The sequence below is a fragment of the Variovorax sp. 22077 genome (genome assembly GCF_052044195.1).
In the GTDB taxonomy this organism is placed as follows: Bacteria; Pseudomonadota; Gammaproteobacteria; order Burkholderiales; family Burkholderiaceae_C; genus Variovorax; species Variovorax atrisoli.
In genome coordinates this window covers 23,590-42,313 of record NZ_JBQEQC010000036.1, presented here as the reverse complement: position 1 = coordinate 42,313, position 18,724 = coordinate 23,590, and the positions used below count along the sequence as shown (strand labels likewise).

20 protein-coding genes are annotated in these 18,724 nt (G+C 69.3%); 6 read left to right on the top strand and 14 right to left on the bottom strand.

Features of this window, described 5'->3' with window-relative positions:
- The first annotated feature begins 6 nt into the window (after positions 1 to 6).
- Positions 7 to 693, top strand: a complete 687-nt coding sequence (locus ACTJLF_RS32630) for a GntR family transcriptional regulator (RefSeq protein WP_019653656.1) — start codon at positions 7 to 9, stop codon at positions 691 to 693.
- A gap of 4 nt (positions 694 to 697) precedes the next feature.
- On the opposite strand, the gene ACTJLF_RS32625 is transcribed toward ACTJLF_RS32630, so the two are convergent.
- Positions 698 to 1,591 (bottom strand): DMT family transporter, encoded by an 894-nt coding sequence (locus ACTJLF_RS32625; protein ID WP_019653655.1) that lies wholly within the window; start codon positions 1,589 to 1,591, stop codon positions 698 to 700.
- Positions 1,592 to 1,781: 190 nt separating this feature from the next.
- Positions 1,782 to 2,087 (bottom strand): hypothetical protein, encoded by a 306-nt coding sequence (locus tag ACTJLF_RS32620; RefSeq protein WP_184606008.1) that lies wholly within the window; start codon positions 2,085 to 2,087, stop codon positions 1,782 to 1,784.
- 304 nt (positions 2,088 to 2,391) lie between these two features.
- On the opposite strand from ACTJLF_RS32620, the gene ACTJLF_RS32615 reads away from it, so the two are divergent.
- From ACTJLF_RS32615 to ACTJLF_RS32605, 3 genes are all read left to right on the top strand, one after another.
- Positions 2,392 to 2,913, top strand: a complete 522-nt coding sequence (locus tag ACTJLF_RS32615) for a hypothetical protein (RefSeq protein WP_019653653.1) — start codon at positions 2,392 to 2,394, stop codon at positions 2,911 to 2,913.
- A 118-nt stretch (positions 2,914 to 3,031) separates the two neighbouring features.
- Positions 3,032 to 3,526 carry a hypothetical protein gene (locus tag ACTJLF_RS32610; RefSeq protein WP_184606007.1) on the top strand — a complete coding sequence of 165 codons (495 nt, stop codon included), beginning with the start codon at positions 3,032 to 3,034 and terminating at the stop codon, positions 3,524 to 3,526.
- Between the two features lie 134 nt (positions 3,527 to 3,660).
- On the top strand, positions 3,661 to 4,911 hold the full coding sequence (locus ACTJLF_RS32605; protein ID WP_440884718.1) for a metallophosphoesterase: 1,251 nt from the start codon (positions 3,661 to 3,663) through the stop codon (positions 4,909 to 4,911).
- A 6-nt stretch (positions 4,912 to 4,917) separates the two neighbouring features.
- Here ACTJLF_RS32605 and ACTJLF_RS32600 read toward each other — a convergent pair whose 3' ends face one another.
- On the bottom strand, positions 4,918 to 5,496 hold the full coding sequence (locus ACTJLF_RS32600; RefSeq protein ID WP_354324625.1) for a polyhydroxyalkanoate granule-associated phasin: 579 nt from the start codon (positions 5,494 to 5,496) through the stop codon (positions 4,918 to 4,920).
- 135 nt (positions 5,497 to 5,631) lie between these two features.
- On the opposite strand from ACTJLF_RS32600, the gene ACTJLF_RS32595 reads away from it, so the two are divergent.
- On the top strand, positions 5,632 to 6,210 hold the full coding sequence (locus tag ACTJLF_RS32595; protein WP_184606005.1) for an acyloxyacyl hydrolase: 579 nt from the start codon (positions 5,632 to 5,634) through the stop codon (positions 6,208 to 6,210).
- A 6-nt stretch (positions 6,211 to 6,216) separates the two neighbouring features.
- On the opposite strand, the gene ACTJLF_RS32590 is transcribed toward ACTJLF_RS32595, so the two are convergent.
- The 3 genes from ACTJLF_RS32590 to ACTJLF_RS32580 are packed head-to-tail and all read right to left on the bottom strand — an operon-like array spanning position 6,217 to position 9,319.
- A complete protein-coding gene (locus tag ACTJLF_RS32590) occupies positions 6,217 to 7,170 on the bottom strand; it encodes a lysylphosphatidylglycerol synthase domain-containing protein (protein ID WP_132801639.1) in 954 nt (317 codons plus the stop codon).
- A 23-nt stretch (positions 7,171 to 7,193) separates the two neighbouring features.
- Entirely contained in the window at positions 7,194 to 8,477 is a 1,284-nt protein-coding gene (gene clsB / locus ACTJLF_RS32585; protein ID WP_019653647.1) for a cardiolipin synthase ClsB, read from the bottom strand.
- Positions 8,478 to 8,488: 11 nt separating this feature from the next.
- Positions 8,489 to 9,319, bottom strand: a complete 831-nt coding sequence (locus ACTJLF_RS32580) for an endonuclease/exonuclease/phosphatase family protein (RefSeq protein WP_416490826.1) — start codon at positions 9,317 to 9,319, stop codon at positions 8,489 to 8,491.
- A gap of 258 nt (positions 9,320 to 9,577) precedes the next feature.
- Between ACTJLF_RS32580 and ACTJLF_RS32575 the strand changes: the two genes are divergently transcribed.
- Positions 9,578 to 10,012 (top strand): hypothetical protein, encoded by a 435-nt coding sequence (locus ACTJLF_RS32575; RefSeq protein WP_019653645.1) that lies wholly within the window; start codon positions 9,578 to 9,580, stop codon positions 10,010 to 10,012.
- 101 nt (positions 10,013 to 10,113) lie between these two features.
- Here the strand turns inward: ACTJLF_RS32575 and ACTJLF_RS32570 are convergent, their stop codons facing one another.
- The 8 genes from ACTJLF_RS32570 to ACTJLF_RS32535 form a co-directional block, all read right to left on the bottom strand.
- Positions 10,114 to 10,680: a Spy/CpxP family protein refolding chaperone gene (locus tag ACTJLF_RS32570; RefSeq protein ID WP_126183580.1), complete on the bottom strand. Its 567-nt coding sequence runs from the start codon at positions 10,678 to 10,680 to the stop codon at positions 10,114 to 10,116.
- 165 nt (positions 10,681 to 10,845) lie between these two features.
- A complete protein-coding gene (locus ACTJLF_RS32565; RefSeq protein ID WP_440884717.1) occupies positions 10,846 to 11,919 on the bottom strand; it encodes a flavodoxin family protein in 1,074 nt (357 codons plus the stop codon).
- Positions 11,920 to 12,015: 96 nt separating this feature from the next.
- A complete protein-coding gene (locus tag ACTJLF_RS32560) occupies positions 12,016 to 12,912 on the bottom strand; it encodes a pirin family protein (protein WP_019653642.1) in 897 nt (298 codons plus the stop codon).
- 75 nt (positions 12,913 to 12,987) lie between these two features.
- Positions 12,988 to 13,758 carry a GNAT family N-acetyltransferase gene (locus ACTJLF_RS32555; protein WP_440884716.1) on the bottom strand — a complete coding sequence of 257 codons (771 nt, stop codon included), beginning with the start codon at positions 13,756 to 13,758 and terminating at the stop codon, positions 12,988 to 12,990.
- On the bottom strand, positions 13,755 to 15,023 hold the full coding sequence (locus ACTJLF_RS32550) for a biosynthetic peptidoglycan transglycosylase (RefSeq protein WP_440884715.1): 1,269 nt from the start codon (positions 15,021 to 15,023) through the stop codon (positions 13,755 to 13,757). Before ACTJLF_RS32550 ends, ACTJLF_RS32555 begins: the two co-directional genes overlap by 4 nt.
- 11 nt (positions 15,024 to 15,034) lie before the next feature.
- Positions 15,035 to 15,607 (bottom strand): hypothetical protein, encoded by a 573-nt coding sequence (locus tag ACTJLF_RS32545; RefSeq protein WP_354414850.1) that lies wholly within the window; start codon positions 15,605 to 15,607, stop codon positions 15,035 to 15,037.
- The gene (xrtQ, locus tag ACTJLF_RS32540) at positions 15,588 to 16,517 is read right to left on the bottom strand and encodes an exosortase Q (RefSeq protein ID WP_440884714.1); all 930 of its coding nucleotides are present in this window, start codon (positions 16,515 to 16,517) and stop codon (positions 15,588 to 15,590) included. The genes ACTJLF_RS32545 and xrtQ overlap by 20 nt, the downstream gene beginning before the upstream one ends.
- A 22-nt stretch (positions 16,518 to 16,539) precedes the next feature.
- Positions 16,540 to 18,600 carry a VIT and vWA domain-containing protein gene (locus tag ACTJLF_RS32535; RefSeq protein ID WP_440884713.1) on the bottom strand — a complete coding sequence of 687 codons (2,061 nt, stop codon included), beginning with the start codon at positions 18,598 to 18,600 and terminating at the stop codon, positions 16,540 to 16,542.
- Positions 18,601 to 18,724: the final 124 nt, after the last annotated feature.

The window sequence follows — 18,724 nt, the reverse complement described above, 5'->3', positions numbered from 1 at the left end:
TCCCGCATGCCCAGCCTTCCCAGCCCCACGCAGCCCGCCACCATCACGATCGCCCCCCTGGAGGTGCGCTCCGCCAGCCTGGCCGAACAGGCCTACGACCGGCTGCGCACGCTGATCCTCGATCGGCAGATCTCGGCCGGCAGCCCGCTGCAGGAGGCACGGCTGGCAGAAGACCTGCGCATCTCCCGCACGCCCATGCGCGAGGCGCTGGTGCGGCTGGCGGGCGAGGGCCTGCTGGTGCGGCGCGACGCGCGCTCCTATGCCGTGCGCGCGCTCGGCACCAAGGAGTACTTCGACTGCATGCGCGCGCGCGAAGTCATCGAGTGCGAGGCGATCGCACTGGCAGTGGGCAAGATCACCGATGCGGAGATCGACGCGCTGGAGGCCGACATCGCCACGCTGGGCGGCGGCGAGCACAGCGAGACCGAGCACTGGCACTTCGACGACCGCTTCCACCTGCTGATCGCCACGGCCAGCGGCAATGTCGTGTTCCCGCGGCTGGTGGAGGAGCTTCGCGTCAACGCGCGGCTCTTCCGTCTGCACAGCCCGCTGCACAGGCATTCGGAGAACCACGACGAGCACGGAGAGATCGTCCGTGCGCTGCGCGAGCGTGACGCCGAGCGCGCACGCTCCGCCATGCGCGACCACCTGCGCAGCCTGCAGGAAGACGTGAAGCGCGCGCTGATCGAGTGACGGCTCAGGCAGCGCGCTCCTGCGGCTTCTTCGACCTCGGCGCCTCGCTTCGCGCCAGCCAAAGCCCGCTGGCGATGATCAGCGCACCGCCGCCCAGCGTCCATGCATCGGGCGCGGCGTTCCAGAACAGCCAGTCGATCAAGAGCCCCCAGGCCAGGGCGCTGTACTCGAACGGCGCGATGGCTGCGGCCTGCCCGTGGCGGAAAGCCTCCGCGATGGCGAGCTGGCCCAGGAAGCCGCTCAGGGCCAGGCCCGCGAGCACCCAGGCGTGCTGCGGCTGGATGGGCACCCATTGCGGCGCCGCCAGCAGGCTGCCGCCCAGGGCCATGCCGGCGGTGGTCCAGAAGACCAGCGCGGCGCTCGGCTCGGTGCGGCTGATGAGCCGGCCCAGCATGTTCGACAGCGCATAGCAGACAGCCGCCACCAGGATCGCCAGCGCGCCGGGCGAGAGAAAGGCGTCCTGCTCGGGCCGCAGCGCGATCACCACGCCTGCGAAGCCCAGCCCGATGGCCACCCAGTGCCGCGGCAGGATCGATTCGCCCAGCAACGGCACAGCGATGAGCACCATCAGCAGCGGCGCGATGAAGGTGAGCGTATAGGCCTCGGCCAGGCCCAGCGTCCTCAGGCCGTACACGAAAAGCACGAGCATCGCCATGTTGAGCGTGGCGCGCAGCAGGTGCAGGCGCCAGCGCAGCCGGCGGTTGAAGACGCCGCCCGCCTCGCGCCGCCAGGCGATATACAGGCACACCAGGGGCAGGGCGGTCAGGCCGCGCAGCGCCGTCACCTGCAGCGGCGGGTAATGGCCGGCCAGGGTCTTGAGCATGGCGTCCATGCAGGCGAAGAAGGCGCAGGCCAGCAGCATCGCCACGATGCCGCGCAGGGTTCCGGTCGGTTGCATGGATGGGATCGTCGCGCGGCAGCGGCCGGGACGGGGATTGTTGTTCTAGACCGCCGAGCATAGGGCCCCGCGAACATCCCTGCTGCCGTGCGGCGACGCGGCTCGTGGATGCGGAACACGCCCGCGCTTGTCGATGGGGCTGCGCATGGCAGCCGCCATAGGGAGGCGAGATCCGTCACATCACGTCAGATCACGTGGCGCCGGTGCCGTTGCCCTCACGGTTGCCGGTGCGGGCGCAGCCGAGGTTGAACTGCCTCTCCAGCACGCGCTGCATCTGCCGCGTCAGCCTGGCGATCCCGCCGGTGCCGCTCGCTGCGCGCCCGATCAGCGCGCCGCCGGCCGCGCCGGCAGCCAGCCGCGCCGCGAGCGAGCGGCTGCGCCCGGCCGCCAGCAGCAGCAGGACGCCCACGCCCAGCACCACCAGATGCTCGCCGGGGTAGTCCTCGCGCTGCGCGTCGACGCGCCTGAATTCGTTGATCGTGGATTCCAAAGACATGGCTGAAGCTCCTTCGTTGCAGTTTCCAGCCGTTGTTCTTAGCCCGGGGCGCCATGCACCGTTGTAGGCGTTCGCCATGCCCGCGTCGACGAACGCGCCGCAAAGGTGCCGATCAGGGTTTTCCTGATCGTGGCCCCGCGAATCGGGCCACGGCCACGTCACATGGCCGTCATCAGCTATGAAAACAATAGCATTCAGTTCCGATCCGCAGATCGTTCCTCGTAAACGCTATATCTAGCCCGACTCTTGCTAAGCAAAATCCCCGACGGATTTCACGTCACGCAAGATCGAGGACCACACAGCAATGAACCCTAAGCGTCTCCGCCGGCCGCTGGCCGCGCTGGTATTGGGCGGCACAGCAGCATTCCTCGGGGCCGTGAGCACGGCCCATGCGTTCACCAACCCGCCCATCCAGATGGCGCAGGGCATCGAATACATGTGCGGCGGCGCCGCCAGGGACGAGGCCGCGTTCATGGAAATGGTCTCGCCGCGCTGGGCCGCCACCATCGAGCTGGGCATCAGCGACGGCAAGGGCGCACTGCAGCCGGGCTTTCCGGCCAAGGCCTCGGTGGAGATCCGCCAGAAATACACCGGCCAGCCGGTGATGAGCGTGGAATCGCAGAGCCCCTACATGCTCGCGCGCCTGAATCCGGGCGCCTACGACGTGAACGTGACGCTCGGAGGCCTCACGCTGACGCAGACGATGGTCGTGATCGCGGGCGTGCCGGCGCGCGCCTCCTTCGCGTGGCCATCGAACTTCGACATGGCCTCGGTGACGCCGCCGCAGGCGCAGACGCTCGCGCAGTCCTCCGCCAGCGTCCGCTGAGCCCGGCCCGCCAAGGCGGGCGGGGGCAGGCCCCCAGGTCAGACTTTCCTAAGCCGTGCGCCGCACAGTGGCTTCGTGGCCTGTTGCCATGACGACCAAGGAAAGAAAGGACCTGAGCATGAACTCCCGTTTCCCATCCTCGCTGCGCGCGCTGCGGCCGCTGGCGGCCGCGATGTTCTGCGGCGCCGTCCTGTTCGGCGCGCTCTCGCCCGCGCAGGCCGCGATGAATCCGCCGATCTACATGTCGCACGGCGTCGAGTACATGAGCGGCGGCATCGGCAGCGACGAGGCCAGGCTGATGGAGACGGTTTCTCCACGCTGGCCCGCCACCTTCGAATTCGCGGTCAAGGACAGCAAGGGCGCCGACTTCGCCTCCAACGTGCACGTGACGGTGCGCGACAGCAGCGGCCAGGCGCTGCTCGACAACGTGGTCTCGGGCGGCCCCTTCATGGTGGCGCGGCTCGAGCCGGGCAGCTATGAAGTCGAGGCCCGGCTGGGCGGCCAGGTGCTGAAGCAGCAGCTTCGCGTGCCGGAGGGTGCGACGGCCAAGGCGACGTTCGTCTGGCCGGCCGGCACCGACATGGCCTCGGCCGGCACGCGCGCGGTGCAGTAGCACGAGGCTCCGGGGCGCCGGACGCGGCCCCGGATCTGGCGCACAATCACGGATTCGCCGGCCGCAAGGCTTGCTATCCGGGCATCGACAGCTATAGAAAAAATAGCGACCCAGGGCGCCTCGCGGTGTCTTGAATGCGCGGCATGCGCCTTGCAGATGGCCTGTCCCGGGCAGTGCCCGACCCCATTGCCCCGATGCCGATCCGTCCCCTGAGCGCGCTCACCGCGCTGTTGCACGTCTATATCGCGCTGCGCCTGCTGCCGGCGCTGGCCGTGCTCACTCCCGCCTGGCCGCTGGCGCTCGCCGCGCTGGTGGTGTCGGCGGTGACGATTCCCCTGCCTTTCGTCTCGCGCCGCGGCCGCCGCGAGGGTGCCGGCAACAGCGACCTGCTCAAGTGGACCGGCCTGATCAGCATGGGCTGGTTCTCCTCGATGTTCGTGCTGACGCTGGTGCGCGACGCCGGACTGCTGCTGGCCTGGCTCGCGGGCGCGGCGGGCGGCCTGCAGGTGCCGTGGAATGCGCTGCTGCCCTGGAGCGCACTCGCAGTGCTCGTGGTGGCCACCGCCACGTCGGTGGTCGGCTTCCTGAACGCGCGCCGCACGGCCGGCGTGAAGCGGGTGGAGGTGCCGATCCGCGGCCTGCCGCAGGCGCTCGAGGGCTTCACCATCGCGCAGCTCAGCGACATCCACGTGGGGCCGACGATCCGCAACAGCTACATCCAGCGCATCGTCGACGCGGTGAACCGCCTGGGCGCGGACGCCATCGCCATCACCGGCGACCTGGTCGACGGCAGCGTGCCCGAGCTGCGCGAGCACATCGCCCCGCTGGCCGGGCTGCGCGCACGGCACGGGACTTTCGTGGTCACCGGCAACCACGAGTACTACGCGGGCGCGCATGCCTGGATCGACGAACTGCGCCGCCTGGGCCTGAAGGTGCTGCTCAACGAGCACGTGGTGCTGCAGACGCGCAACGTGCGCGGCGCGCAGACCGACGAAGAGCTATTCGAAAGCGCGCTGGTGCTCGCGGGCGTGACCGACTTCACCGCCGGCCATTTCGACGCGGCACATGCCAGCGACCCGCACCTGGCGCTGCACGACGCGCCGCCGCTGGTGCACACGCGCGTGCTGCTCGCGCACCAGCCGCGCAGCGCGCCGCTGGCGGCCGCGGCCGGCTACCAGCTGCAGCTGTCGGGCCATACGCACGGCGGCCAGTTCTTTCCGTGGAACCTGTTCGTGCCGATGCAGCAGCCCTTCACGGCCGGCCTGCACCGGCTGCACGACATGTGGGTCTACGTGAGCCGGGGCACCGGCTACTGGGGCCCGCCCAAGCGCTTCGGCGCGCCTTCCGAGATCACGCTGCTGACGCTGGTGCCGGCGGAGGCCTGAAGAGGCTCAGGACTCTTCGAGCCCCGACAGCCGCCGCGCGTTGGAAGTGGCGGCGGCGTGGATCGGCGTGAGGCCCTGCCTTGCGATGTCCGCCGCGATCGCGGGCAGCTCGCTCGCCGCATCGACCGTGTCCGCCGCCGATTGCACGAAGGCGTCGCCGTGCGCGGCCGCCTGTGCCGGCGTGACGCTGCCTGCGAGCGAGAAGAAGGCCGTCGTGCTCTGCAGCCACTGCTGCAGCACCCGGTTGGCCAGCGAGAAATGGCTGCTGTGCCACTGCCGCGCCATTGCGATGCCCGACTCGCTCGCGGCCTCGAGCTTTTCCTGCCCCATGAGCTGGAACTCGGCGAGATCGTCCGCGCTGGGGGCGAGCCCCGCACGGGCCATGCGTCCGGTGCGCATGCCGATCACGAGGCCGGAGGACAGCAGCAGCTCGTGGGTCTTGAGCGCCAGGTCGAGCCACTGCTGCGTGAGCGGTGCCTGAAGGCGAGCGACTGGACTTGAAGAAGAAGACGACATGTTGTGGGAAGGGCCGTAGAGGAAGTCGAGGCCACTATAGGCGCGAGCCGGCGCAAGCGGTTGGTGCACAAGAACGGCGGTTGTGCATTTTTGTTGATCGAGTCCTACTTTCCGATGTGGAAATTACGTGCCGCTCGGGTGCGAACAGCAGCGGAGATTGAAGATGGCCTCTCGATTCCATCCGGTGCACTCGCCAGCCACATCATGAGATTCCACATCCGCCTGCCTGCCGCCGCAACCGCTCTGGTCGCGGGTCTTCTCGGTCTGGCGGGGCCCAGTGCCCATGCCTTCGAAGACAAGGAGCGCGGCTTCTACGTCGAAGGCGGCCGTGCGGCGCACGGTGAAAGGGGCAGCACCAATTCGGCGACGGTGGGCATGACCATTCCGTGGTCGCCGCGGCAGCCGGTGCAGGAGGGTGCGCTCACCACCTACTGGGATCTGTTCCTGAGCAACTGGCATGCGCCGGCGCTGGCCGACGGTCCGCACGACTACGCGCAGATCGGCGCGATCTACACCTGGCGCTACCGTTTCGACCACGGCAGCTCGCCCTGGTTCGCCGAAGGCGGCGTCGGTGCCACGGTGATGGACCACGTCTACCGCACGCCCGACCGCAGCTTCAGCACCGCCTTCCAGTTCACCGAGGCGATCGGCATCGGACGCAGCTTCGGCGAGCACGGCGCGCACGAACTTGCGCTGCGGCTGCAGCACTTCTCCAACGCCGGCATCAAGAAGCCCAACCCGGGCGAGAACTTCGTGCGGCTGCGCTACACGTATCACTTCTAGGTACGCCTAGCGCCTGCCGCGCAGCCGCCGGGCCCGCGCCTCGGTGAACAGGTAGGCCAGCGCGGCCACCGCCAGGGGCAGCAGGTAGTAGAGGCCCCTGTACGCCAGCAGCGCGCCGAGCAGCTGAGCCTGCGGCACCTTGTGGGACAGCAGCGCGACGAACACGGCCTCCAGCACGCCGAGGCCCGCCGGCACGTGAGTGACGACGCCGGCCACCGCCGCCACCAGCAGCACCGCGAGCACCTGCACGTACGCCACCTGTCCCTGCAGCAGGAACCAGATCACGCCCCCGATCAGCGACCAGTTGGCGCACGACATCGCCAGCTGCAGCGCCGCCATCGCAAGCCCCGGCACCTTGAGGCCATGGCCGCGCACCCGCAGCACACGCCCGCGCGCGAAGATGCACACCGCCACGTAGGCCAGCGCGACCGCCAGCAGCGCCGCACCGAGGATGCGCAGCCCCTCGCTGCCGATCTTCCACTCGGGCGGCAGCGCCATCGGCCAGAAGCAGAAGGCCGCGCCGGCCACCACGAGGTAGCCCAGCCAGTTCGTCAGCATGCTGAAGCCGAGCACGCGCGTGATCGTGTCGTTTGAAAGCCCCAGCCGCGAGTACAGCCGGTAGCGGAAGGCCACGCCGCCTACCAGCGAGCCGAGGTTGAGGTTGAAGGCGTAGCTGATGAAGGTCACGCCCATCACCGTGGGCGTGCCGAGCTTGTGCCGAGTGAGGTGCCGGCCCAGCAGGTCGTAGGTGCTGTAGAGGGCGAAGCTGCCGGCCGCCAGTGCGCCGGCCGCGAGCAGCGATGCGGCGGGCAGCGCGCGGATCGCGTCGAACACGTCCTCCCACTCGACGACGAGTGCCTGCCGCACGATCAGCCACGCGATCAGCGCGAAGAAGCCCCACACCGCCACGCGGCGCGCCCAGGGCCACCAGCTTTGGCGCGAGAGGGCCATGGTGCTCATGAGGGGGCGGCTCCTGCTTCGGCTCAGGCCGCTTCGGTCTGCGTGGCGCCGCCGGTCGGATTGCTGAGGCCGGTGTCGCGCCGGCTCGCCAGGTCGGTGGCCTCCGCCGGCGTCAGGCGCGGCACGTGGCGCGGCAGGCGGCCCAGCAGGGCGGGATACCAGCGCAGGATGTGGAAGACGAAGAAGCTGCGCACCAGCCGCCAGCCGCTCCATTCGCTGGCCAGGTCTGCGGCCTCCACCTGCTTGCAGCTGCACTGCATCAGCTTGTCGAGGCGCTCGGCCAGCACGCTGTTGAAGGCCTCGTCGCGCACGACCACGTTGGCCTCCAGGTTGAGCGAGAGGCTCAGCGGATCGAGGTTGCTCGAACCCACGGTGCTCCATTTGCCGTCCATGAGCGCGACCTTGCCGTGCAGCGGGCGGTCGCAGTACTCGTAGATGCGCACGCCCGCGTGAAGCAGGTGGTGGTAGAGCATGCTGGCGGCGGTCTTCACGATCGGCATGTCGGGCTCGCCCTGCAGGATGAGCCGCACGTCCACGCCGCGCCGCGCCGCGCGCCGCAGTTCCTTGATGAGCCGGTAGCCCGGAAAGAAATACGCATTGGCGATCACGATGCGCTCGCGCGCGGCGCGGATGGCCGCGCGGTACTGCCGCTCGATGTCGTTGGTGTGGCGCCGGTTGTCGCGCGTGACGAACATGGCGTCGGCAGTGCCTGCATGCGGCATGTGCGCGACACCCGGCGCCTGGCGCAGCCTGCGGCGGAACCAGCCCGCGCCCTTGCCGCCCAGCGCGATGGCGCGCAGCACGAACTGGTGGATCTCGCCCACGATCGGGCCCTGCAGCTCCACTGCGTAGTCCTGCTTGGCCATGGGGCCGTAGTCGAGCATGTGGTCGGCCGAATAGTTGATGCCGCCGACGAAGGCGCGCTCGCCGTCGACCACCACGATCTTGCGGTGCATGCGCCTGAACACGTTGAGCCGCTGTCCCATGAAGCGGCGGCCCGGATCGAACACGCGCACCTTCACGCCGGCCGAGGTCAGCCCCTCGATGAACTCGCGCGAGAGATCGGGCGAGCCGAAGCCGTCGATCATCAGGTCGACCTTCACCCCGCGCAGTGCCGCCTCGCGCATGGCGGCGTGCAGCTGCAGGCCGACCTTGTCCTCGAACAGGATGAAGGTCTCGACGATCACCTCCCGCCGTGCCTGGCGGATGACCTCGAACACGCGCGGGAAGAACTCCTCGCCGTTTTCCAGCAGCTCGATGCTGTTGCCCGGGATCCAGTGGTTGCTTGCGCCGTTGCCGTTGTTCATGTCGGGCCCGTTCACAGATCGATCTCCGCCACCAGCGGCGCGTGGTCCGACAGGTGCGACCACGGACGGCGCGGCAGCACCACGGGCGCGTGCGCGCCTGCATTGCGCACGTAGATGCGGTCGAGCGACAACACCGGGAATCGCGCAGGAAAGGTCCGCGCCGCTCGGCCGGTGGCATGCACGAAGACCTCGCGCAGCGAGGCGCCCTTTTCGAGGATGTCGTGCGCGCGGCCGCGCCAGTCGTTGAAGTCGCCCGCCACGATCAGCGGTGCGTCGGAGGGCACCTCGTCGCGCACGATGTGGCACAGCAGCTCCAGCTGCTGCTGCCGGTGCGCCTCGGCCAGGCCGAGGTGGGTGCAGATCACGTGCACGTCGACCACCCGGCCGGGCAGGCGCAGCACGCAGTGCAGCAGGCCGCGCTTCTCGGGCCCGCTCACCGACACGTCGTGGTTGCGGAAATGCACGATCGGGAATTTCGACAGCACCGCGTTGCCGTGATGCCCCTTGGGGTACACCGCGTTGCGGCCGTAGGCGAACTGCGGCCAGATGGTGTCGGCCAGGAATTCGTAGTGCGGCGCCTCGGGCCAGTTGCTCACGCGGCGCGAATGGCGCGAATGGGTGCCCAGCACCTCCTGCAGGAACACCACGTCGGCGCCCACGGTGCGCACGGCGTCGCGCAGCTCCGGCAGGATGAACTTGCGGTTGAGCGCGGTGAACCCCTTGTGGGTGTTCACCGTCATCACCTTCAGCGAGGTTGGCGCGACCTGCGCCGCAGCCCCTGCAGGCTGGGCTGTCTCGGCGTCGGGCGCGGTGGCGTCGGGAATGATGGGCGAGGAAGACATCGTCGTACAGGTTGTACGTGGCCCAGCCCTGGCCGACTGTAGGAACGCGCCAACTTCTTCCCGCCGCCATCCTGCCGCCGCCTTCGTACCCGGGCGGCCGGCTCCTACAGGCATGCATACCGCACCCCCACACGGGCGGAATTTCGAGGCTCCTACGGTGACTTCACGGTCCGCAAAGAAAGCAAGGAGTAGGAGTAAAGGCCCCGTTGCTCCTTCATGCGGAATGAACAAATGGATTCAGCCACAAGGAGATTACCCATGAGACATCAAGCAGCTTCCCTCCGCGCCACCGTCCTGGCCGCGTTGCTCGCCACCGCAGGCTTCGCCATGGCGCAGACGACTTCCATTCCAGCCCAGCCCGACCCGTCGGTGGGCGGCGAGGCCAGCACCATGACGCCGGCCGGCGTCGCCAACCCGCCGCAGCGCCCCGACAACTCGGCGCCGATGTCGCGCGATTCCGTGAAGGCAGAGGCGCGCGCCCACAACCGCAACAACGCCAACAACCCGGTGCCCAAGGGCGAGGTGACGACCACCGTCAACCACCAGCCCAATGCCATGCCGCAGCCGACCGGCGAGATGTCCCGCGCGGAGGTCAGCCAGACCGGCCGCAAGGTGACGCCGCGCTTCGGCGAGAAGGGCGAACGCCCGGACGTGGTGACGAACCCGACAGACAAGACCGGCACGCCGAAGTAGTCACGAAGGGCCATGCCGCGATGGCCTGATGGCCGATGAAAAAGCCCGCAGCGCTTTCGCGTTGCGGGCTTTTTCATTGGATGCCGCCGGGCGGCGCTCGATCAGCTCTTGGCGGGGGCCGCAGGCGCACCGTGGTTGGCGCCGTCATGGCCGCGGTGGCCGCGATGGCCGAAGTGCGCGGTCTCGGTGTCGAAGGTCTTCTGCTGCTCGGGCGTCAGCGCGGCGTAGAAGGTCTTCGTGGCTTCGGCGCGCTTGGCGAACATCGCGCTGCGCTCGGCCTGGCGGGCCTGCATGCGTTCCAGGCGTTCGGGCGTGGTCAGCTTGGCGAACTCGGCGCGGTCCATGTGCGGACGCGGACCGGCCGGCGGCTGCGTCGCGCTCGTGTAGGTGCTCCATGCGCCTTCCTGCGCCGAGGTGAGCTTGAGCTTTTCCTTCAGCGCTGCGAGGCGCTTGGCGCGGTGTTCCTTCATGCGCTCCATGCGCTGGGCCGGATCCATGCGCTTGTGCTGCGCCTTGGGCGCGGCGGCGTTGTCGGCCTGGGCCACCGCCGCGGTGGGCGCGGCTGCGGACGGAGCGGCTGCCGGCGCTTGAGCGAAGGCGCCCGAGGAGGCGAGGGCGGCCGAACCCAGCAGGCTGGCCCAGACGATGCGTTGGCGAAGAGAAATCATGAGAAGTGCTTCCTTTCGAAGAAGCCTGCCACCGATGGGCAGCAGGTGAGACGAAGTGTGGAAGCCCTCTGTATCGCATCCGTTAGCCCGGCGTGAGCTTGCGTAAAGAATGATGAACAGGGCATCGGACCCTGCGCAGGCTGCCCGCGGCGTGCGGGCTCTGCATCACTTGGGCCGCGGCCGCTTCAGCCCGCGGTCCGGCGGCTGAAGCCTTCCCGCACGCAGCTCGGCGACACCCCTGGCGACGGCGCGGGCCACCTGGCGCACCTCCTCCTGCACGTCGGCGTCGGCATCCAGCGTGTCGTGGCTGGTGGCGTACGGCTCGTAGTAGCCGATGTAGCGGTCCAATCGGGCCTGCGTGCCGGAGTCGATCAGGCCCATCCAGTCGAGCCAGTCGCAGAGGTTGCGGCGCAGGCCTTCCACGCCGGCCACGTCGCCGTGCACCACCACGCCGTAGACACGGCCGTCGAGGTGCTTGGGATAGCCCCAGCCTTCCAGCTCCAGCGCCTTGGCCTCCTCGGGTTTCTTGCCGTGCGTGCTCGTGGGATCGGGATTCCCACCGTCGGCGCAGACCAGCCGGTCGATCATCAGCTTCAGCGGGCTCGTGGCCTGGTACCAGTGCGTGGGCGTCAGCAGGATCACCCCGTGTGCGGACACCCAGCGCTCGTAGATCTCGTTCATCCAGTCGCCGGTCTGGCGCAGCGAATGGTTGGGGTAGCAGCTGCAGGGCCAGTGGCACAACGGCATGGCGGTGGAGACGCAGCCCTTGCAGGGATGGATCTGCCGGCCGTATTCGGAGGTGAGCAGGCTCAGGTCGAGCAGGTCGGTCTCGATGCCGCTGCCCTCCAGCACCTCGCGCGCGACCTGCGCGAGTCGCCAGGTCTTGGAGACTTCGCCGGGGCAGGTGCCGTCGTTGCGCGGCGAGCCGTTCACCAGCAGCACGCGCGAAGGTGTCTGCGGCTGGCTCCACGCTGCCTGCGCGGCGTCGAGGCGCGCCTTGGCCTCCAGCCAGTCGACAGAGAGTTCGTACCCGGGATCGGCATAGCCCGGCCCGGCCTTGCGGGTGACGGGCGCCTTGCGGCCCTCCTCGTATGCCTGCCATGCGATGAGCTCGATGCGCCGCAGCGAGTCGGCCTCGGCGCGGAAGGCCGGGTCTTGAAAAGGCTGCATGAAGCGTTCGTGGAACTCGGCGCGCTGCAGCGTCTCGGGCGCCTGTCCTTTCCGGATCGTGGGGGGCATGCGCGCAATCTAGGCTGCGCGGCGCGCAGCCGGTGCGTGTGCGCGATGCCGATTTCCGGTAGGCGGGCGACTACATGCCTTGCCCGCAACGAGCGTTCAGCCGAGCTTTCCGCTCTGGAAGTCGTGCACTGCCTGCCTGACCTGCTCGGGCGTGTTCATCACGAAGGGCCCGTACTGCGCGATGGGTTCGTTGAGCGGCTTGCCGGCGATGAGCAGGGCGCGCGCCGGGCTGTGGTTGGTCGCGCCGGCGCGCAGCACCACGCCGTCGCTGTGGGGCTCGTTGGCGAGGATGGCCATGCGCCGCGTGGGAATCTCGCTGCCGGCGATCCACAGCGATTCGCGGAACACATACACCAGCGCGTTGTGGTCGTGCGGCAGCGGCTGCGCGAATTCGGCGCCCGGCTGCAGCTCGATGTCGAGGTAGAGCGGCTCGGTGTGGGCGCGCCGCACGGCGCCTTCGATGCCGTGGCTCGCGCCAGCGATCACGCGCACGCGCACGCCGCCGGAGGTGGTGAATTCGGGAATCTCCTCGCTCTGGATGTCGCGATACCAGGGCTCGCGCATCTTGTCCTTTGCCGGCAGGTTGAGCCAGAGCTGGAAGCCTTCCATCAAGCCTTCCTCCTGCTCGGGAAGTTCGCTGTGCACGAGGCCGCGGCCTGCGGTCATCCACTGCACGCCGCCGTTCTCGAGCAGCCCTTCGTGGCCGGCACTGTCGCGGTGCCGCATGCGCCCCGCGATCATGTAGGTGACGGTCTCGAAGCCGCGGTGCGGATGGCTCGGGAAGCCGCCGATGTAGTCGCCCGGGTTGTCGCTGCCGAAGGCATCGAGCATGAGGTACGGGTCGAGCCGCTTCTGCAGTGGCTGCTGCAGCACGCGGGTGAGCTTCACGCCGTCACCATCGCTGGTGGAGACACCGGCCACGATGTGGTCGATGCCGCGCGGCGTGGCGACGGGATCGGTGGGGTGGTTGGCGTGGTGGTTGGCGTTCGTCATGCGCCCATGGTGGCACTAACTCCCCCTCCGCGCCACCCGTGCGCTGTCAGCCGGCAGCGCGTACGGGCTGTCGCGTCAGGGCCACTGCTGGCGCAGCCAGTAGCTGTATTTCCAGTGCGTCTCGAAACCGGCGCGCCGATACAGGGAGCGCGCCGCCTGGTTGCCCGCATCGACCTGCAGGAACACCCGCTCGAAGCCGCGCTCCGAGGCGGCCTGCGCCAGCCCGGCCAGCACGCGGCCCGCCAGGCCGCGGCCGCGCTGCGCCTGGTCGGTCCGCATGCCGTGCACGCTGGCCCAGCCGTGGCCGAAGGCCATGGCGCCGGCGGCCAGCGTCCGCCCGTTCTCGCGCACGCTGGCGTAGAGGGTGCCCTCGGCGCGCGAGAGCATCCGCACGCGATGGGCGCCGTCCACCGGGTCGAAGCCCTCGCCGAGGAACAGCGCCGACCACGCGCCGTCTGGTGCGCCGTCGACGTCGGCCAATGCCGCGCCCGGCCCCGCCACCTGCCGCATGCGCCGGACCGAGGCGATCTGCACGCAGGTGGGACTGTCGGCGACGTAGTGCCTGCGTTCCAGCTCGGCACGCAGGCTGTCGAAACACGGTGCGTCGGCCAGCCGCAGCGCGGGCGCCGCCTGGTGGCTGTCGTAGCGGTCCTCGATGCGGTCGAGCGTCGCGGCCTCGACCGCATCGCGGTGCAGCGGTACGGCCGACTTCGCGCGCTTGACGGTGCCGCTCGTGAAGGGCAGGAGCCAGCCGTCGATTTCTTCCGCCACGTCGGGCGAAACCGCCGCGATGGTGGCCCGCTCGATGGCTTCGATCTCGGCCGCGGACAGTTGGAGCGTGCTCATTGCGTGACGGCCTCCGGCGCCGTGAACTTCGCCGCGGCCACGCTCTTGAGCAGGGCTTCGCGCTGGTTGCGGCTGATCCCGCGGATGCCTTCGGCGATCCACTTGATGCGCTCCGGGTCGACCTGGCCGTCGCGCCGCCATTGCTCGAGCACGGCCTGCGGCTTGTGCAGCATGGCAGCGAGCCACACGGCCTGCGCCGGCTCGAGCGTGCGCGCGCTGCGCTTGAAGTAGCGCTTCGCCGCCGCCTCGGCGCCGCAGATGTTGCCGCCCCATGGCGCGTTGTCCAGGTACAGCTGCAGGATGCGGGCCTTGCCCAGCGTCTGCTCCATCTCGACTGCGTAGAGCAGCTCGCGCAGCTTGCGCTCGGCGGTTCGGTCGCTGCCGGTTACCAGCAGCTTGGCGAGCTGCTGCGTGAGCGTGCTGCCGCCGCGCCGCGTCTGGCCAGGCTTCTGGTTGTTGTCGATGGAAGCGAGGATCTCGGTCAGGTCGTAGCCGCCGTGGGTGAAGAAACGCTGGTCTTCGGCAGCGATGACGGCGCGCGCCAGCCAGCTGTCGTTGGCCAGCTTCGCCGACGGGCCGCAGCTGGTGCGCGCGCCCAGCATGGCCTCGGTGCCCAGCCCTTCCACGGTGAACTGGCTGATGGTGGGCTGCACCGCGAAGGTGGCCTCGGGCAGCACCAGCTGGCCGCGCAGCGCGAGCGTGCCGCCGATGCGGGCGCGCTGGAGTTCGGGCAGCGCGGGCACAAGCACGGCGTACCAGCGGGCGATGGGCGCGTCCTGCACGCTGGCGTTGAGGTGGATGTTCCTGGGCATGAGCCTGCCGTCCCAGTTGCCATGCAGCTGGCTCGTGTCGTTGCTCTGCGGCGTGGCCTCGAAGGTGCCGGCGAGCGTGTTGCCGTCGCGCCTGACGGTGGCGACCAGGCGTTCGACGCGGATCGGCTGGGTGCCCAGCGCCGGCACGTCGGCGCTGCACGGCGCGCACTGCATTTCCAGCATCTCGCCGGCCGGCTTCCAGGCGAAGCGCACGGTGCCGAAGCGGGTGTCGAACGAACGGCCGTCGAGGTAAGGCGCGAACCATGTCGAGGTGGCCACGCGCACCGCCGTCGGCACGCCGATCTCGAAATTCAGCGGCCCCGCCTTCACCGTCGTGCTCCATTCGCCGGCAGCCGGTGCGAGCGCCAGCCTTACTATCAAAAAGATAGCTACACAGGCCGTAATGACCAGGGCCAGCAGGCCATAGAGCACAAATCGCAGGGTCTTCTTCACAGGCAGGTTTCTCAGATCGGTCTCGCTACGGTGACAGCTTGCCACGGCCCATGCGATTGGCCGCTGGCGGCTGCCCAGTACCAGCTTGAAGTGTCTGTGAAAGCCGTGCCTTGGGCGTCGACGATGCGCTCGCAGACGCGGATTTTTTGCGCTCCGTGCCGTTGCGCAACAAAACAGCGCCACATGCGCTCCTGGGCGTCGCGCTCCAGCCGCGCCTGCTCGATGCGGTAGCCCAGCGCGCGGTAGCAGTCCGCGGCCGGGTGCAGCATGCGCGTGGGCTGGCTGACCTCGCGCATCACCAGCGTCCGGGTGCCGTCGGTCATGCGGCCGATGGCGCCGGGGAAGCGGTCGGCAAAACGCTGCTCCACGTCGCTCAGCGCCAGCGGGCGCAGCGCGGCGCCGTCCCACTCGCTCGGCCACTCGTGCGAGGCGACGGCAGGCGCCATCGGTTCGGCCGGGGTGCGCAGGGCGGCCGTGGCCGACCACAGCATGCACATCAGCATCGCCAGCGCGAAAGCCGTCTTGTGGCCGATGCGGTTGATGAAATGGTTCGCGAACCAGCGTTCAAAGAACGGTGTCGACATGGCGGGCTCCCTGGGTGGTGATCAGGCCCGGAATGGGCAGTTCGGCAGCTTCGGGCGCGGGGCGGGCCGGCACCATCAGCCGGGCGATGGCGCCGCACACCGCGGCCAGCAGCACCAGGCCCAGCGCGTTGTGCGCCCACGGCGCGAGCGGATTGCCGGCGCCCTCGAAGGCGATCAGCACGCTGTTGCGCACGATGTTCCCGGCAAGTACCAGCAGGCCGACCATCGGCAGCCGCGCCATGAAGTCGCGGCCGCTGCGCGAAGCCCACAGCGCGACCGCGCAGGCCGTGAAATAGCCCAACCACACCATCTGCACGCCGGAGCAGGGCGCATCGACGATGACCAGCCGGCCGTCGACCGCCAGGGTGGCGCCTTCGCGCGCCACCTCGAAGCCGGGCGACAGCAGCCAGCGGCTGACCTCGGCCGTCACCACGCGCAGCGGATAGCCGGCATAGAACTGCAGCGACGAGAGCAGCGGCAGCGCGAGCACCGCGAGGCCTGCCACCGGCAGCGCCGCCACCTTGCGCGGCAGGAAGGCCAGCAGCCCGCAGGCCAGCGCCAGCACCGCGACCAACCCGGCCGCGAGCGGCGGCAGCGCGGGCACGAAGCCGAGCCCCGTGCGCATCAGCGTCGCGAGCACCGTGCCCGCACCGGCCAGCGCCAGCCAGCCCAGGCGCGGCGATGCGCGCAGCTCGCGCCGGCGGCTCCAGGCCAGCGCCGCGAGCGCGACCAGCGCCAGCAGGCCCAGCGGATCGTCGGAGCCGTCGCGCATGCGCTGGGCCATCCACACCCAGGTGGGCATCAGCGCGACGAACTGCAGGCCGATCCAGCCGGCGGCCGGCGTGCGGTCGATGTGGATGCCCCAGTCCACGATGCGCGGATGGCGGTGGGCAAGCATTGCCAGTGACATTCTTTTCTTTCTTACGGACGGGTCAGGCGGTGAAGCGGCGCGCGTCGTTGCGGCGCGCGCGGCGGCGCAGCATGGCGAGCATCGACAGCACGACGGCGATGGCGCCCAGCGACTCGGGCTCGGGCGTACTCGGCACCTCCGCGCCGAGCGCCAGCTCGCTCACGCCTTGCGGCAGGGGCAGCGGCTGGTCCACACCCACGCTGTCCTGCGGCGCGACGTTGCGCACCACCTTGTCGACGGCGATGAAGCTCGTGTATTGCGTGAGCAGGCTGTACTTCAGGCCGAGCTCGGTGATGCGGTCCTTCAGGGCCGTGCCGCCTTCCAGCGTCTCCTGGTCGCTCAGGCTCTGGATGCGGTGGCGCGCCCACAGCGTGCGCAGCGCGGCCGTGTCCTGGCGGGTGCTGCCGTCGATGCGCACTTCCTGGCGATAGGGGCCGCTCGCGCCCTGGCCTTCGATGATCACGCGGCCCCTGGCCTCGCCGCGCCACTTGCCGAACACGATCACCGGTCTTTCGCCCAGCACGTCGGGCAGCGCCTGCGGTTCCACGTCGTACACGTCGAGGCCGCCGAAGGTGGCCTTCACGTTCGTGAGCACCGGCGACTCCACCATGCGGCGAAAGCGCGCGGCCTGCTCGGGGGCCTGGATCGGGTCGGTGATGATGAAAGGCTCGCCCATGCCGGCGCGTGCGATGCCTTCCATCAGGCTGCGGTTGACCGAGGAACCGATGCCGAAAGCGAACACGTTGGCCTTCGACAGGTTGTTGCGCACCAGCTCGAAGGCCTCGCGCTCCACCGTCACGTAGCCGTCGGTCACCACCACCACGGTGCGCGACACGTTCTCTTCCTTCGGCTCTGCATATACGCGCTTGAGCGCCGGGATGAGCTCGGTACTGCCGCTGCCGCTGTAGTTCTTGATGGTGGCCAGCGCCTGCTCGATGTTGGCGCGCGTGGCCGGCACCGACTTGGGCGAAAGCATCTTGTTGCTGCCCGAGAACAGCAGCACGTTGAAGGTGTCGCTCGGGCGCAGCCCGCCGATCAGGCGCTCCAGCACCGTCTTCGCGGTATCGAGCGGAAAGCCGTGCATCGAGCCCGAGATGTCGACCACGAAGATGTAGTCGCGCGGCGAGATCGCGCTGGCGGCCACGGCCTTGGGCGGCTCGACCATGGCGAGGAAGAAGTTCTCCGCGTTGTTGCCCTGGCCCTTGTAGAGCATCAGGCCCGATTCGATCTTCTCGCCCGCAAGGCGGTAGTCGAGCACGAAGTCGCGGTTGTCGGCGGGGCGGCCGTCGGCTGCGAGCACGACGTCGGCGTGCTGGTCCTCGTCGCTCTTCTTCACGTCGATGGCGTGCGTGGCCGAGCGGATCTCCTTGATGCCCATCGGCGTGTCAATGGTGGCCTTGAGCCTGAAGCTTGTTGCGGCGGCAGCGCCGGCGGCCAGCGTGGGCTGCGCGACCCACTTGGCCTGCGCGTTCTCGGACTGCGGAGAGTTGTAGCGCGGGCCGACCACGGTCGGGAACACGAACTGGTAGTTGCCCGACTGCGGCACCAGAAGTTCGGTGTAGCGAAGCTCCACCTTCACATCGTCGCCCGGCAGGATGTTGGCGACGTTCATCTGGAACACGTTGGGCAGCTGCTGCTCCAGCAGCGCGGCGGTCTTGCCCTCCTTCTTGGCCGTGTCGTACTCGATCTGCGCCTGCTGCTTCTCGCGGATCTGCGCGGTGATGAGCCGGTCGGCCAGCCGCACGTTGAGGCCGCTCACCGCAGCCTTGGTCGAGCCGGGGAAAACGTACTTCGCCTCGATGGCGCGCTGGCCTTCGTTGCGGTAGGTCTGCGTGACCGTCACGTCGGCGATCACGCCCGATATCTTCACCGAAACCTCCGTGCCCTTCAGCGGCAGGCGGTCGACCGAGGGATCGTCGCTCTTCACGAAGAAATAGGGGCTCTCGGTCTTCTGGCGCGGGCCGGCGGGCGCTTCCTGCGCGTGCACCGGGCGCACGCCCATGGCGATGAAGCCCGCGGTCGCCAGGCTCACGGTGGCGAGCCAGAGCCAGCGGCCGGGACGTGGGGTGGTTTGGGCATCCATGGCGGGGGTCCTTGTCCGTGCGAACTTGCACGGCCGCAACTTTCTCCACCGCGCGAGAAGCCAGTTGGAAGGCCTCTTGAAGTCGACGGCCACCCGCATCCGCTGTGTGAAGTCTGTGTGAAGC